We start from the raw sequence: 14,702 nt of genomic DNA on the forward strand, positions 1-14,702 counted from the left end.
AAAGAAGAACTTACCCTACAGCATGTTCTGTAGGGTAAGTTTTTAGCGAATTGTTTTTGGTGTCATTACCCGACGCGCGCCGACATAGTGGCGCTGCCAGTAATCTTCGCTCAGAGAAGTGATTTGAATTTCCTGACCGCTGCGCGGTGACTGAATAAATTTACCGTTACCCACGTAAACACCGACGTGATCGGCTGTACCGCGACCTTGGGTACGGAAAAAGACCAGGTCACCGTTTTTCAGCTCGCCACGTTCAATCGGTGCGGCGTCACGCAGGTGGTACATTTCATTCGCCGTACGCGGAATGCGGAATTTAACCAGATCTTTATAGGCGTAATAGACCAGACCGCTGCAATCAAAGCCGGTTCTTGGCGAAGAGCCGCCCCAACGGTAAGGTTTGCCGATTTGGTTCATCAGGGTGGACATAGCGGTTTTCGTCGCTTTCTGCACTTTAACTTTATGCGCCTCAGCAAGCGTTGTCGGTGCGGCGGTTTTCACTTTCACACAGCGCGGTTTATGACCTTTGCGCGGCGTACATTTTTCAGTCCAGGTAACGGCAGCGGTTTGTGCTGCGGCATTTTTGCTGCGACGGTTTACCGTTTTAGTCGATTTTGCCGGAGTGGCTGTGCGTTTTTTAGAAGAGGAGGCTGTTTTGCTACTGGTTTTGCTGGTGGTTTTTGTCGCCGATTTCTTGTTGGTCCTGGCTGTTTTTTGGCTGGTTGTTGCGCTTTTCTTTTTATCTACCGTTTTGACGGTGTGGGAACTGGTAGGTGTCGTCCTGGCCTGCTTGGAAGCATGCGCCATAGGCGTAAAAGGCAGTGTAGTAAAAAGTAAAGCACAGAGCGTGATCGAGATTCGGTTTATCCGCGCCACTGAGCAGTCCTCTGTTAAGGCAGGTCTATCATACCTGCGTGTGATTTTCAAAACTTGATGATTCTAATCTATCGAAACGGGGAAAGTTAATAGCTTTTTTTGTTTAACGCGGCGTTTCGTTACCGACCGCAAAAAAAAACAGCAAATCAAAGTGTAGCCGGTGAATAAATAATCAAAACCATACACTTCGAGCGGGTAAGTAAGATTAAGAATGCAACTTTTAACGGCAGGCGATAAAATAATAACGCGTAATGAAAATGTTATTTTCCGTTGCCTGCCTGACCCGCTACAATGTCAGACTACTGCCGTAAAAGAAGTTTAAGGAAGCAAGATAATGAGCACCACTATCGAAAAAATCCAGCGCCAGATCGCTGAAAACCCAATTCTCCTGTACATGAAGGGTTCCCCTAAACTGCCAAGCTGCGGTTTCTCCGCTCAGGCCGTACAGGCGCTGTCCGCCTGTGGTGAACGCTTTGCTTATGTTGATATTCTGCAGAACCCGGATATTCGCGCCGAGCTGCCGAAATACGCAAACTGGCCGACCTTCCCACAGCTGTGGGTTGATGGCGAGCTGGTTGGCGGGTGTGACATTCTCATTGAAATGTACCAGCGCGGTGAGTTGCAGCAGCTGATTAAAGAAACAGCGGCGAAATACAAAACCGAAGAGCCGGACGCTGAGTAATATCAGCTGAAATAAAAAAGCGACCTGTGAGGGTCGCTTTTTTTATCGGTCCGTTATGCGTCTTCCGGCACGGGGAGAGGCCAGCCGCCGAGGCGTTTCCAGCGGTTAACGATTTCACAAAACAGCACGGCCGTACGTTCGGTGTCATACAGCGCCGAGTGCGCCTGAGTGCCATCAAATTCCATTCCTGCCGCCAGGCATGCTTTTGATAACACAGTTTGCCCCAGCGACAGACCGCTTAATGCCGCAGTATCAAAGGTAACGAACGGGTGAAACGGGTTACGTTTCAGTGAGGCGCGTTCTGCAGCGGCCATCATAAAACTGTGGTCGAATGTGGCGTTATGCGCCACCATGATTGCCCGATTGCAGCCGCTGTCTTTAATGCCTTTACGTACCATTTTAAAGATGGCATGCAGAGCGTCGTATTCGCTGACCGCGCCACGTAAAGGATTGTTAGGGTCAATACCGTTAAAGGCGAGCGCTTCAGGCTGCAAATTTGCCCCTTCAAACGGCTCTACGTGGAAATGTAACGTCGTGTCCGGCATCAGCCAGCCTTGTTCATCCATTTTCAATGTGATGGCTGCGATCTCAAGCAGCGCATCGGTTTTGGCATTAAACCCTGCGGTTTCGACATCAATGACGACAGGGTAAAAACCACGAAAACGGTCACACAGACCGGAAAGTTGAGCGTTATCGGACATCTGGGTCTCTTAATACGGGAAAATTGCAGCGCGTATTATGGCAAAATGATGATGATAAAACTACGGGCACAGACGATCTGCGCCCGAGGGGGAGGTTAGTCGCCCAGGCCGCGCCCGGCGTCTTTCTCTTCAATTAATTCAATTTTGTAGCCGTCCGGATCTTCAACAAACGCGATCACGGTTGTGCCGCCTTTTACCGGGCCAGCTTCACGCGTCACGTTACCACCGTTCTGACGAATACGTTCGCAGGCTTCAGCCGCGTTGTCTACGCTCAGGGCGATATGACCGTAGGCTGTGCCCAGCTCATAGTTGTCAACGCCCCAGTTATAGGTCAGTTCGATCACGGCTTCACTGGTTTCAGGACCGTAGCCAACAAAGGCCAGAGAGTACTTGTATTCAGGGTTTTCGCTGGTACGCAGCAGCTTCATGCCCAGCACGTTGGTATAAAACTCGATGGAACGCTGCAGGTCACCCACGCGCAGCATGGTATGAAGTAAACGCATCTTTTTCCCCTTCGAAAATGGCTAATACATTCAAAATGTTGTTTTAGTATAGCGGCGTTGTTACGCCGCTATCAATGGCAGAACGGAGATTGTGACGTTAGAGGGTCGGGTAATCGGTGTAACCTTCCGCGCCGCCGCCGTAGAAGCTTTCGGCACGCTGTGGGTTCAGTTCCGCTTTATGTTGCAGACGCGCCACCAGATCCGGGTTAGCGATATAAGCGCGACCAAAAGCAACGGCGTCGATCAGACCTTTCTCGATCAGCGTTTCGGCTTTTTCAGGCGTGTAAGCGCCCGCGCCAATGATCGGACCGTGGAAACGGGCACGCACTTTCTCGCGGAACGCGTCGGAATACGGCTCACCACCAGCCCAGTCCGGTTCAGACATATGCAGATAAGCGATACCGCGCTTGCCCAGTTGTTCAATCAGATACAGCGCGTCGGCTTCTTCATTCGGACCGTTGTCGACGTTCTGGAAAGAGCCAATCGGAGAGACGCGAATGCCAATGCGATCGGCACCCCATTCTTTAATACCGGCATCGACAACTTCCAGCACCAGACGCGCACGATTCTCGACGCTACCGCCGTATTGATCGGTACGCTGGTTAGAGGTTGGCGACAGGAACTGGTGCAGCAGGTAGCCGTGGGCGGAGTGCAGTTCTACCATGTCGAAACCCGCTTCACGCGCGTTAGCAATTGCCTGACGGAAATCATTAACGATACCCGGAATTTCTTCCGTTTCGAGTGCGCGCGGCATAGTCGTATCGGCACGCGTCGCCAGACCGTTTTCATCGCGCAGTGAGGTGCGGGTACCGGCGCTAATCGCGGAAGGTGCTACCGGTGGCTGGCCGTTTGGCTGCAGACTGGCGTGGGAGATGCGCCCGGTGTGCCACAACTGGACAGCAATATGACCTTGCTCAGCATGTACGGCTGCAGTGATTTTCTTCCATGCGGCAATCTGCGCTTCGCTGTGTAGTCCCGGCGCACCGGCATAGCCTTTCGCCTGGGCGGAAATCTGCGTCGCTTCACTGATGATGAGTCCCGCGCTGGCGCGTTGACGGTAATACTCGGCCATCAGCGGAGTAGGGATGTCGCCAGGCTCGATGCTGCGCAGACGCGTCAATGGCGCCATAAAAACGCGGTTTGCTGCCGTAATGGCACCCACTTTCAGTGGGGAAAACAATTTTTCAGATGACATGTGGTACTCCTGAATAGACCGGTCGTCTAGTAATAAAAGAAATAAAAACGCCTGTTAAACGGCAGGCGTTGTAATGATGGTTTTAACGTGCGCCAGCGCATTTTCCAGCGGCGTGGCGCTACGAGAAATCTTGGCCTGAAGATTGGCGCCCAACCACAGCGCATACAAAACCTGCGCCTGCTGTAATGGCTCACCAACAAAAGACAGACAATGATTGGCCTGACCTTTCTCCAGCGCCTGCGCCAGCAACGCAATAATGTGTCGCGCGCCTTTATCCATCGCGGTACGCATATCTTCTGACAGATCGCACACTTCGGCAGACAGTTTAACGGTTAAACAACCGCTAATAATGCCGTGCTGGCTAAACTGATTCAGGGTTTCCTGATAGTAAGCCAGAATCCTGTCGCGGTAATTTCCCGCCCCCGTATCAAAATGCGTAGCCAATCGCTGATGATAAGCCGCATAGTGGCGTTCCAGCATCGCGACGCCGAACGCTTCTTTTGAGCGAAAATAGTGATAAAACGAACCCTTAGGCACTTCAGCGGTTTTCAGTAGCTCACTCAGACCCATGCCGGTGAAGCCACGCTGCATGCACAGCAGCTCGCCAGTCGCCAGAAGATGTTCGCGTGTATCGTGTTCAGTGACTTTGTTCATGAAAGAAGCATAATAGACCAGTCGGTCTAATGCAATGGCGCTTGCGAGAAATTCAGTTAACGTCTTCAATAGATATATCAATCTTACTACAGGAGGGGATGTGGCCGAACAGCTGGAATTTTTCCCCGTCCAGAGCCCATGCCGTGGTATATGTCAGTCTGACGAGCGCGGCTTTTGCCGTGGCTGTTTTCGTAGCCGGGATGAGCGTTTTAACTGGCAAAAAATGAGCGATGCCGAAAAGCAGGACGTGCTGCGTCTTTGTCGTCAGCGCCTGATGCGTAAATTACGTGCAAACAAACCTAACCCGCCGGAAGAACCGCAACAACCTTCACTCTTTTAAAAGCGTAATTGCGTATACTCGATGCACATTCATTTATAAGGAAGCTGCTATGGTTCAGCGTATTACTATTGCGCCGCAAGGCCCGGAATTTTCTCGCTTTGTGATGGGTTACTGGCGCCTGATGGACTGGAATATGTCCACGCGTCAGTTAGTCAGCTTTATTGAAGAGCATCTTGACCTGGGCGTTACCACCGTCGATCACGCCGATATCTACGGCGGATACCAGTGTGAAGCAGCGTTTGGCGAGGCGATGAAGCTGGCTCCGCATTTACGTGAGAAAATGCAGATTGTCACCAAATGCGGGATCGCCACGACGGCGCGCACGGAAAATGCGCTCGGGCACTACATTACCGACAGCGCCCATATTATTGCCAGCGCGGAACAATCGTTAAAGCTGTTGGCGACCGATCATATTGATTTGCTGCTGATCCATCGTCCCGATCCACTGATGGATGCAGACGATGTGGCCGACGCATTTAAAAAATTGCACCATAGCGGCAAAGTGCGTCACTTTGGCGTCTCTAATTTCACCCCTGCGCAGTTCTCGCTGCTGCAATCGCGTCTGCCGTTTACTCTGGCGACCAACCAGGTTGAAATTTCACCGGTGCATCAGCCACTCCTGCTGGATGGCACATTAGATCAATTGCAACAGCTGCGTATCCGCCCGATGGCCTGGTCCTGCCTCGGAGGCGGTCGTCTGTTTAATGACGATGCCTTCCAGCCGCTGCGCAATGAACTGGCCGCGATCGCAGAAGAGTTGAACGCACAGTCTATTGAGCAGGTGGTGTACGCCTGGATCTTACGTCTGCCTTCGCAACCGCTGCCGATTATTGGTTCGGGTAAAATCGAGCGTGTTCGTGCCGCCATTGAGTCCGAAGCGCTGAACATGTCTCGCCAACAATGGTTCCGTATCCGTAAAGCCGCGCTCGGTTATGACGTGCCTTAATCGCGTTTTTGGCGCTTCACCGTTCAAATTTGTGTCACTGGTTTACACTTATCAATCAGACACCTTTTAGACGGAGGTCTTATGAAGCGTTTGAGTTTAGCCATTATTACCTTACTGGCCTGTGCAGGTGCGCAGGCTGCCAGTGAAGAAAAAGTGACGATGAATCTGGTGATGTCGCAAGGCGTCGGCCAGGCGATTGGTACTGTCTCAATTACTGAAACCGGAAAGGGGCTGGAATTTACCCCCGATTTGAAAGCGTTGCCGCCGGGTGAACATGGTTTCCATGTGCATGCCAACGGCAGCTGCCAACCGGCGATTAAAGACGGGAAGGCGTCAGCGGCGGAATCAGCGGGAGGGCATTACGACCCTCACCAAACGGGTAAACACGAAGGCCCGGAAGGTGCAGGCCACATGGGTGACCTGCCGCTGCTGGTGGTGAATAACGATGGTAACGCTACAACACCGGTCGTTGCGCCCCGGCTTAAATCCCTGGATGAGGTAAAAGGTAAGGCGCTGATGATTCATGTGGGCGGCGATAATATGTCCGATCAACCGAAACCGCTTGGCGGTGGCGGAGCGCGCTACGCCTGTGGCGTTATCAAATAATCAGCTGCTTAGCGTACCCGGTGGTGGTGCCTGTTCAAGCTGTGACAGCGAGCAATGCAGCCGCCAGACGAGGGCCGACAACTCCTGCGCAGCAGGTTGGTGATGGTGGGCGAGCGTATCGCAGATACGCTGTAGCTCGTTTAGCGTGGCATTCAACGGTCGTTGTTGGACGCCGCGCTCACTCATCACGTCGCGAAGCAACGCGATACACACGTCCCTGACGCGAGCCAGCGGATCTGAGCGCGCCTCCCAGGTACGTAGTTGCCACACCACATGCGAGCAGTTCAGCAAGACAACCCCCCAACGTAATAACCAACGCCTCGCCAGCGCATCCTGACTGTTACTCAGCTGGCTGACGTGATGATAGGTCAACGACTCAAATTCATTCTCACTGAGTGCAGGATGTCGGCTGAGCTGATCGACAAAATCCCGACGCAGGGCGCGAATATGACGGCGGCTTTTCCGCGCATCCGATCCGGGGCGTAGAATGGCGAATGCCAGCCATGACAGCGCCACGCCGGTGATTTTCGCCAAATTGTCATTCAGAAAATCAGCAAAATCGTATACCGGGGGATTCGTTACCGCGATGAACGATCCCATAAACACGATAAGCTGCCCCCAAAGCCCCGCCAGCGCAGGCATTTGTAGCTTTAACAACTGCATGGTGGCGAGGAGCGGGAAGAGAAACAGGATGAACTGCCAGAGGTCGGTAATTTGTACCATCAAACCAAACTTGACCACAAAGCTAAACAGCGACAACAGAACCAACGTGCGCATTAACAAGGAAAGTGATTTGAAGGGCGTGGCAACGGCGGAATACAACACGCTGCTGATGGCCGCGAGCGTGAGTGCGCCAGATCCTGATTCCCATTGTGCGCCAATGCTCCATGCGCCGATAAGCATCAAAGTGCAGAACGTGCGCAACCCGCTCCAGATAGCTTCCGCATTATCGGTATGGCGGGCAAGCCCTGGCGTACGAGCAACATTGATACGTTCGGCGGTAACGCCATTTTCCAGCAAATGCAGGTAATGGCTGCTACGTAAGTAGAGGCGGCAAAAATAGCGCAGCCGTTGCCAGAAGGCGACGTGTCGATAATCGCGGGCATCGACGGGCCGCAGTGGGGCGATGATACGCGCGACGGTATAGCTGTCGGTATTGGATTTGACCAGCGCGCCAAGTAATTGCTCAATGATATCGCGGGTATTAGCGGGAGGATTAGGCCAGTTCAGCAGCATTCTGCGCAGGCTGGAAATCACGCTGGTCATACGTAGTTGCTGATGCAACAGCGAATTGAGTAAGGCATTTTGGCGGCGAAAGCGGTAGTGACTCCAGAACGCCTGTATACGCAACAGGTTCATGGTCAGAATCTGGCCGATAACACCTTCATGTGCCGTGCGGATGGCATCCGTTGTCTCCGGTTGCCAGAGCAAACTGGCATGTTCCAGCAAACGCGTATGCATGTTTTTCAGTGCTGTAAGCAACGTGGTGCCATCGGAGGTGCTGGGTAGGATCATCATCATCATACCCCCGCACAAGATACCGACAATGACCTCGCATACGCGGGCCTGCGCGATATCCCATAACTGCGTGATCTCGACGGTATTGACCATGGGAAACGCGATGATCGCCGCCGTGTAACCCGCCAGTTGAAAGGCGTAGGCGACGTTATTAGTAAAATGCGCGCAGGCCCAGGTACAAAAGCCGATCCAGACTGACATGCTCAGCAGAAAAAGCCACGGTTCATTAAGGGTATGGCCGGCAATAATCAGTGCGGCTGTCGCGCCAAGTAAACTACCGGCTACACGGCCCAGGCTTTTGCTGATCACCCCGCCGACGGTAGGGAAACTCACCACCGCCGCCGAAGTCATCGCCCAATAGGGCTCGTCCAGATTGAGATAATAGGCGAAGGTTAACGCCAGACACATTGCAATGGTGTTACGCAGCGCATAACGCCACTGTGCCGGCGTGGCTTTAAACCATGGCCAATTGCCTGGCGTCAGGGGGGGCATTTTCATTTACGCTGGCCGATGGAGACGCTACAGGTGGTACCAGAAACCAGTGTGACATCCTGCGGTAAAGCGTCAAATTCAATGCGTACAGGGACACGCTGCGCCAGACGTACCCACGGCACGTTAGGTTTGATGTCGGGAATCAGACCGGAATCGCTTTCAACACTTTGGTCATAAATTGCGCGACCGATACTGGAAACGTGACCCTGTAACTTAACGTTGCCGCTGTAGAGCGTAATTAACGCCGGCGCACCTTCGCGTATGTGACGCAACTTCGTTTCTTCAAAATACCCCATTACATAAAAAGAGTGGCTGTCGACAAGAGCAAACAGCGGCTTACCGGTTGAGGCGTAGTCGCCGGTGCGGGTTGAAAGGTTGGTGACCCAGCCCGCTACGGGCGCTTTGACGACCGTTTGCGACAGTTGCCATTGCGCCTGGCGTAAACTGGCCTCGGCTGCTTCAACGCTTGCCTGCATCGCTTTTACGTTGAGGTTGGCGGTATCCAGATCTTCGGCTGAGATATAATTTTGCGATAAGTGACGACGGCGATTGGCTTCGTTATTCGCTTTTGCCAGATCGGATTGAGCTTTCGCCAGCTGTGCTTGCGCATTCAGTTCAGCAATGTGAAACGGCGTCTTGTCGATAGTAAACAGGACATCACCTTTATTCACGAACTGGTTATCTTTTATATTGAGTTCATTAATGCTGCCCGAAACCTGCGGTGTGATGCTGACCTGTTCTGCGCGCACTTTGCCATCACGTGTCCAGGGCGATTGCATATAGTAATTCCACATCCACCATCCGGCAAAAACTGCGATTGCAGCGACTATAATGGTTGAGAAGTATTTAATGGTTTTGAGCGACATAATCACCACACAATCAGCATAACAAAGGCCAGACCTACGCTAAGCGTAAAGAGAGACAGATCCATCAACAGGGGATGCCAGATCTCACCGGAATAAATCCAGTCGCGCAGCAGGCGATGAACAACCAACCAGAGAATAAACCCTGCGACAAACGCCTTGAAAATGGGAGGGAAGTAGACAGATGCACCGATCATTAAATCTTGTAGGGGCAATCCTGTTGCATTAAACATAAACTTCACGGGCAAAATCCTTGACGGAAGAGAGCATTGCTATAGGTTTAGCAAAAAAGAGACGATGAGTCTCTGTAACACATAATGTCTGAAAAAATGTCAACCGGTAAGCAAATTTGGCAATACATTTGTTTTGAGAATACAAATGCTGCACACTATTCTAAAATCAGTACAATAACTTAGCAAGCTAATTATAAGGAGATGAAATTGGAATCGCCATTAGGTTCTGATCTGGCACGGTTGGTGCGCATTTGGCGTGCTCTGATTGACCATCGCCTGAAACCTCTGGAGTTGACGCAGACGCATTGGGTTACGCTGCACAACATTCATCAGTTGCCGCCGGATCAATCGCAGATCCAGTTGGCTAAAGCGATTGGCATCGAACAGCCTTCGCTGGTACGTACGCTTGACCAGTTGGAAGAAAAGGGACTCATTTCACGACAGACTTGCGCCAGCGATCGTCGGGCAAAGAGAATTAAACTGACTGAGAAAGCCGAACCACTGATCGCAGATATGGAAGCGGTTATCAACAAGACACGTGGAGAGATTCTGGAAGGGATTTCAGCTGAGGAAATTGATCTGCTGATAAAACTGGTCGCCAGACTGGAACACAATATTATTGAACTGCAGTCTCAGGGCTGAGACGAGAGATGACGTGTGGCCAGAGCCTGACCACACGTAAATTCGATTAACGTGGAGACACGGTAACCTGGCTGCCGTTGTTCGCCATAACAACACGCTGACCCGCAGAGAATTTGGTCGCGCCCTGTTTCTGAACCACCATGATGGTATTACCATCATCCTTACGGATTTCCAGTTCGACACCCTGAGTTTTATTCATCGCGCCTTGCACGCCCTGGCCCGCAACGCCACCGGCAACTGCGCCTGCAGCCGTCGCTAATGAACGACCCGTACCGCCGCCGACGGTGTTACCCAGGAACCCGCCGAGCACCGCACCACCGATAGCGCCAATTACGTTTGCGTCATCGCCACCCTGGATTTGCACCGGACGAACATGAACAATCGTACCGTAGGTAACGTTCTGAACTTGTTTCGCTTCGGATGCGGTATATACGTCGCCTGAAAGGCTATCATTGTTCACGCAGCCCGCTAAAGATACGCCCATTAATGAAACAATCAGCACACGTTTAATCATTTACAAATCTCCTTTGTCACCACGAAACGCTAATAAAGCCCCATCATGGTTAAATTATATGGCATTTGTGAGCCTGAGGTCACATGTTCCACTGGCACAATATGAAAATCTTAACCGAAATCGGATCAACCGAGTATAAACGAATCATTCATATAATTGATGTAATTAAGCGACCGTTGGCATGATTTCCTCTCAAAAATCATTCAGGAAGCATGGCATTAGTCTGCACTTTATGGTTGAGTGTCAAGGCTAATTTGCTTAAAAGGATGACGTATGAAATCGGGCCGTTTTATCGGTGTTATGTCTGGAACCAGCCTTGATGGCGTCGATGTTGTGCTGGCGACAATAGATGAAACGATGGTTGCACAGCAGGCGAGTCTGACCTGGCCTATCCCTGGTCATGTAAAACAGGCGATTCTGGATATCTGCCAGGGGCAGCAGCTTACGCTTTCTCAGTTTGGTCAACTGGATGCGCAACTGGGTTATCTTTTTGCTGAGGCGGTAAATGCGCTACTGGCGAAGGAAAAATTGAAACCGCAGGATATCGTGGCGATTGGTTGCCACGGACAAACCGTGTGGCATGAACCGAACGGCGCCGCGCCGCACACGCTGCAAATTGGTGATAACAACCAGATTGTCGCGCGTACCGGGATAACCGTCGTCGGCGATTTTCGTCGGCGTGACATCGCGCTCGGTGGGCAGGGCGCGCCACTTGTTCCTGCGTTTCATCAGGCACTGTTGGCTCATCCTACGGAACGGCGGATGGTGCTGAACATCGGCGGAATTGCCAATTTGTCTCTGCTTATTCCGCAACAACCCGTTCGTGGATACGACACCGGGCCGGGCAATATGCTGATGGATGCCTGGATCTGGCGGCAATGCGGTCAACCTTACGACAAAGATGCGCAGTGGGCCATTTCAGGAACGGTAGTCCTGCCGTTGCTGCAAAATATGCTTAACGACCCTTATTTTTCCACGCCTGCGCCCAAAAGCACTGGTCGTGAGTATTTCAATTACGGCTGGATAGAGCGTCATCTGGCGCAGTTCCCGGGAATCAGCCCACGCGATGTACAGGCGACGCTTGCCGAACTGACGGCCGTCACCATTTCAGAGCAGGTCTTGTTAAGCGGCGGTTGCGATCGCCTCATGGTATGTGGCGGTGGAAGCCGTAATCCGCTGCTGATGATGCGTCTGGCGGCATTATTGTCAGGTACCGAAGTCACCTCTACCGATGAAGCCGGGATCAGCGGCGACGATATGGAAGCGTTAGCCTTTGCCTGGCTGGCGTGGCGAACGCTGGCTGGATTACCGGGAAATTTACCTTCTGTGACCGGGGCGTCAGAGCCGAGCGTGTTAGGGGCGATTTATCCTGCCAATCCGCGAACTCAGAGTTAACTGAAATTATTCAGCGCAGCATACCGGTAAACTAGGGATATTAGGGAGGGTGCCATTACCCTCCGGGACCAGGAAAGTCTTCAGGATAGGGCTATGAAAAAACTGTTGTTAGTATGTCTGCCGGTACTGCTTAGCGGGTGCAGCGTGTACAACCAATTTGTTGAGCGTATGCAAACCGACACGCTTGAATACCGCTGTGATGAAAAACCGCTTACCGTGAAGCTGAACAATACGCGCCAGGAAGTGAACTTTGTTTATGATAATCAGCTATTGAACCTCAAACAGGGCATGTCGGCATCGGGGGCGCGCTATACGGATGGTATCTACGTCTTCTGGTCTAAAGGCGACGAGGCAACGGTCTATAAACGAGACAGAATTGTGCTAAATAACTGTCAGTTACAGAACCCGAAGCGTTGAGATTTTCACCTGGGCGGCGCACAATAGCGTCACCCACTGACAATCCGTAGCCCAACATCATGTCTGATAACGACGAATTGCAGCAAATCGCGCATCTGCGCCGTGAATACACGAAAGGCGGTCTGCGCCGCCACGATCTTCCCGCCGAGCCCCTTGCGCTGTTTGAGCGTTGGCTGGGGCAAGCCTGCGATGCCAAACTGGCAGACCCTACTGCTATGGTTGTTGCGACCGTTGATGAAAACGGTCAGCCGTATCAGCGCATCGTGTTGCTCAAACATTATGATGACAAAGGGCTGGTTTTCTATACCAACCTCGGTAGCCGCAAGGCGCATCAAATCGAGAAGAACCCCCGTATCAGTCTGTTGTTCCCATGGCATACCCTGGAACGACAGGTGATGGTGATTGGCAAGGCTGAGCGCCTTTCCACGCTTGAGGTGGTGAAGTATTTCCACAGTCGCCCACGCGACAGCCAGATTGGCGCCTGGGTATCTAAACAGTCCAGTCGAATCTCCGCTCGCGGCATTCTTGAAAGCAAATTCCTTGAGCTGAAGCAGAAGTTTCAGCAAGGGGAAGTTCCGTTGCCCAGTTTCTGGGGCGGCTTTCGCGTAAGTATTGAACAAATGGAGTTTTGGCTGGGCGGCGAAAATCGTCTGCACGATCGTTTTTTATACCAACGTGAAGATAACGCGTGGAAAATTGATCGTCTGGCCCCCTAAAGATGCAAAATTCTTGTTTTAAGCGCTGGTGCTGATCAATCCGGCGCTTTATTCTATGTTTCTTTCGCATCAGGCGAAAAGTCGTGTACCGGCAAAGGTGCAGTCGTTTTATACATGGAGATTTTGATGGCAAGCAGTAACTTGATTAAACAATTGCAAGAGCGGGGGCTGGTGGCCCAGGTGACGGACGAGGAAGCGTTAGCAGAGCGACTGGCGCAAGGCCCGATCGCGCTCTATTGCGGCTTCGATCCTACCGCTGACAGCTTGCATTTGGGGCATCTGGTTCCATTGTTATGCCTGAAACGCTTCCAGCAGGCAGGCCATAAGCCTGTTGCACTGGTAGGTGGCGCGACCGGTCTGATTGGTGACCCGAGCTTTAAAGCCGCCGAGCGTAAACTGAATACCGAAGACACCGTGCAGGAGTGGGTGGATAAAATCCGTAAGCAGGTTGCACCGTTCCTCGATTTCGACTGTGGCGACAACTCGGCGATTGCTGCGAACAACTACGACTGGTTTGGCGGTATGAATGTACTGACTTTCCTGCGAGATATCGGCAAACACTTCTCTGTTAACCAGATGATCAACAAAGAAGCGGTTAAGCAACGTCTGAACCGTGACGATCAGGGGATCTCCTTTACCGAGTTTTCTTACAATCTGCTGCAGGGCTATGATTTTGCCTGCCTGAATAAACTGCACGGCGTGACGCTGCAGATTGGTGGTTCTGACCAGTGGGGTAACATTACCTCAGGTATCGACCTGACCCGCCGTCTGCACCAGAATCAGGTATTTGGTTTGACCGTTCCGCTGATCACCAAAGCGGACGGCACCAAATTCGGTAAGACCGAAGGCGGCGCAGTGTGGCTGGATCCGAAGAAAACCAGTCCGTACAAATTCTACCAGTTCTGGATCAACACCGCTGATGCGGACGTTTATCGCTTCCTGAAATTCTTCACGTTCATGGACATTGAAGAGATCAATGCGCTGGAAGAAGAAGATAAGAACAGTGGTAAAGCACCGCGTGCCCAGTATGTTCTGGCTGAGCAGGTCACACGTCTGGTTCACGGTGAAGAAGGTCTGGTTGCGGCAAAACGCATTACCGAAAGCTTGTTCAACGGCAACCTGAGCGATTTGAGCGAAGCGGATTTCGAACAGCTGGCGCAGGATGGCGTGCCGATGATTGAGATGGAGAAAGGTGCGGATCTGATGCAGGCGCTGGTCGATTCCGAACTGCAACCGTCTCGCGGCCAGGCGCGTAAGACCATTGCGTCTAACGCGGTGACCATCAACGGTGAGAAGCAATCCGATCCGGAATATTTCTTCCAGGAGAGTGATATCCTCTTCGGGCGCTACACCTTATTACGCCGTGGCAAGAAGAACTATTGTCTGATTTGCTGGAAGTAAGATTTAGTTAG

Annotated in this window: 17 protein-coding genes and 1 pseudogene; 9 read left to right on the forward strand and 9 right to left on the reverse strand. The window is 52.0% G+C overall.

What is annotated here, in order from left to right; all coding sequences use genetic code 11:
• Positions 1–42: 42 nt before the first annotated feature.
• Positions 43–873: a C40 family peptidase gene (locus tag OOJ59_RS14515; RefSeq protein WP_038640372.1), complete on the reverse strand. Its 831-nt coding sequence runs from the start codon at positions 871–873 to the stop codon at positions 43–45.
• A gap of 334 nt (positions 874–1,207) precedes the next feature.
• On the opposite strand from OOJ59_RS14515, the gene grxD reads away from it, so the two are divergent.
• Positions 1,208–1,555 carry a monothiol glutaredoxin 4 gene (gene grxD / locus OOJ59_RS14520; protein WP_003832760.1) on the forward strand — a complete coding sequence of 116 codons (348 nt, stop codon included), beginning with the start codon at positions 1,208–1,210 and terminating at the stop codon, positions 1,553–1,555.
• A gap of 53 nt (positions 1,556–1,608) precedes the next feature.
• On the opposite strand, the gene rnt is transcribed toward grxD, so the two are convergent.
• The 4 genes from rnt to OOJ59_RS14540 form a co-directional block, all read right to left on the reverse strand.
• On the reverse strand, positions 1,609–2,256 hold the full coding sequence (gene rnt / locus OOJ59_RS14525; protein ID WP_038640374.1) for a ribonuclease T: 648 nt from the start codon (positions 2,254–2,256) through the stop codon (positions 1,609–1,611).
• Between the two features lie 95 nt (positions 2,257–2,351).
• Positions 2,352–2,759, reverse strand: a complete 408-nt coding sequence (gene gloA / locus OOJ59_RS14530; RefSeq protein ID WP_038640376.1) for a lactoylglutathione lyase — start codon at positions 2,757–2,759, stop codon at positions 2,352–2,354.
• 97 nt (positions 2,760–2,856) lie between these two features.
• Positions 2,857–3,954: an alkene reductase gene (locus tag OOJ59_RS14535; protein WP_038640378.1), complete on the reverse strand. Its 1,098-nt coding sequence runs from the start codon at positions 3,952–3,954 to the stop codon at positions 2,857–2,859.
• A 54-nt stretch (positions 3,955–4,008) separates the two neighbouring features.
• Positions 4,009–4,608 carry a TetR/AcrR family transcriptional regulator gene (locus OOJ59_RS14540; protein ID WP_038640379.1) on the reverse strand — a complete coding sequence of 200 codons (600 nt, stop codon included), beginning with the start codon at positions 4,606–4,608 and terminating at the stop codon, positions 4,009–4,011.
• Between the two features lie 100 nt (positions 4,609–4,708).
• Between OOJ59_RS14540 and OOJ59_RS14545 the strand changes: the two genes are divergently transcribed.
• The 3 genes from OOJ59_RS14545 (at position 4,709) to sodC (ending at position 6,500) form a co-directional block, all read left to right on the forward strand.
• Positions 4,709–4,948 carry a DUF1289 domain-containing protein gene (locus OOJ59_RS14545; protein WP_038640381.1) on the forward strand — a complete coding sequence of 80 codons (240 nt, stop codon included), beginning with the start codon at positions 4,709–4,711 and terminating at the stop codon, positions 4,946–4,948.
• Between the two features lie 49 nt (positions 4,949–4,997).
• A complete protein-coding gene (locus OOJ59_RS14550) occupies positions 4,998–5,894 on the forward strand; it encodes an aldo/keto reductase (protein ID WP_038640383.1) in 897 nt (298 codons plus the stop codon).
• 81 nt (positions 5,895–5,975) lie between these two features.
• Positions 5,976–6,500 (forward strand): superoxide dismutase [Cu-Zn] SodC, encoded by a 525-nt coding sequence (sodC, locus tag OOJ59_RS14555; protein WP_160955822.1) that lies wholly within the window; start codon positions 5,976–5,978, stop codon positions 6,498–6,500.
• Here sodC and OOJ59_RS14560 read toward each other — a convergent pair.
• The 3 genes and pseudogenes from OOJ59_RS14560 to OOJ59_RS14570 form a co-directional block, all read right to left on the reverse strand.
• A pseudogene (locus OOJ59_RS14560) lies at positions 6,476–8,516 on the reverse strand (FUSC family protein). The gene sodC and the pseudogene OOJ59_RS14560 overlap by 25 nt on opposite strands.
• On the reverse strand, positions 8,513–9,376 hold the full coding sequence (locus OOJ59_RS14565; RefSeq protein WP_038640386.1) for an efflux RND transporter periplasmic adaptor subunit: 864 nt from the start codon (positions 9,374–9,376) through the stop codon (positions 8,513–8,515). The pseudogene OOJ59_RS14560 and the gene OOJ59_RS14565 overlap by 4 nt, the downstream one beginning before the upstream one ends.
• A gap of 2 nt (positions 9,377–9,378) precedes the next feature.
• The gene (locus OOJ59_RS14570; RefSeq protein WP_038640388.1) at positions 9,379–9,615 is read right to left on the reverse strand and encodes a DUF1656 domain-containing protein; all 237 of its coding nucleotides are present in this window, start codon (positions 9,613–9,615) and stop codon (positions 9,379–9,381) included.
• A gap of 192 nt (positions 9,616–9,807) precedes the next feature.
• On the opposite strand from OOJ59_RS14570, the gene slyA reads away from it, so the two are divergent.
• Positions 9,808–10,248, forward strand: a complete 441-nt coding sequence (gene slyA / locus OOJ59_RS14575) for a transcriptional regulator SlyA (RefSeq protein ID WP_019076732.1) — start codon at positions 9,808–9,810, stop codon at positions 10,246–10,248.
• A gap of 46 nt (positions 10,249–10,294) precedes the next feature.
• Here slyA and slyB read toward each other — a convergent pair whose 3' ends face one another.
• Positions 10,295–10,762: an outer membrane lipoprotein SlyB gene (gene slyB, locus OOJ59_RS14580; RefSeq protein WP_003029175.1), complete on the reverse strand. Its 468-nt coding sequence runs from the start codon at positions 10,760–10,762 to the stop codon at positions 10,295–10,297.
• Positions 10,763–11,035: 273 nt separating this feature from the next.
• On the opposite strand from slyB, the gene anmK reads away from it, so the two are divergent.
• The 4 genes from anmK (at position 11,036) to tyrS (ending at position 14,691) form a co-directional block, all read left to right on the forward strand.
• Entirely contained in the window at positions 11,036–12,157 is a 1,122-nt protein-coding gene (anmK, locus tag OOJ59_RS14585; protein WP_038640391.1) for an anhydro-N-acetylmuramic acid kinase, read from the forward strand.
• A gap of 93 nt (positions 12,158–12,250) precedes the next feature.
• Positions 12,251–12,574, forward strand: a complete 324-nt coding sequence (gene mliC, locus OOJ59_RS14590; protein WP_038640393.1) for a C-type lysozyme inhibitor — start codon at positions 12,251–12,253, stop codon at positions 12,572–12,574.
• A 59-nt stretch (positions 12,575–12,633) separates the two neighbouring features.
• A complete protein-coding gene (pdxH, locus tag OOJ59_RS14595; protein WP_268063420.1) occupies positions 12,634–13,290 on the forward strand; it encodes a pyridoxamine 5'-phosphate oxidase in 657 nt (218 codons plus the stop codon).
• Positions 13,291–13,416: 126 nt separating this feature from the next.
• The gene (tyrS, locus tag OOJ59_RS14600) at positions 13,417–14,691 is read left to right on the forward strand and encodes a tyrosine--tRNA ligase (protein WP_038640399.1); all 1,275 of its coding nucleotides are present in this window, start codon (positions 13,417–13,419) and stop codon (positions 14,689–14,691) included.
• Positions 14,692–14,702 lie beyond the last annotated feature (11 nt).

The sequence above is a fragment of the Citrobacter sp. W9 genome, assembly GCF_026719375.1.
In the GTDB taxonomy this organism is placed as follows: Bacteria; Pseudomonadota; Gammaproteobacteria; order Enterobacterales; family Enterobacteriaceae; genus Citrobacter; species Citrobacter werkmanii.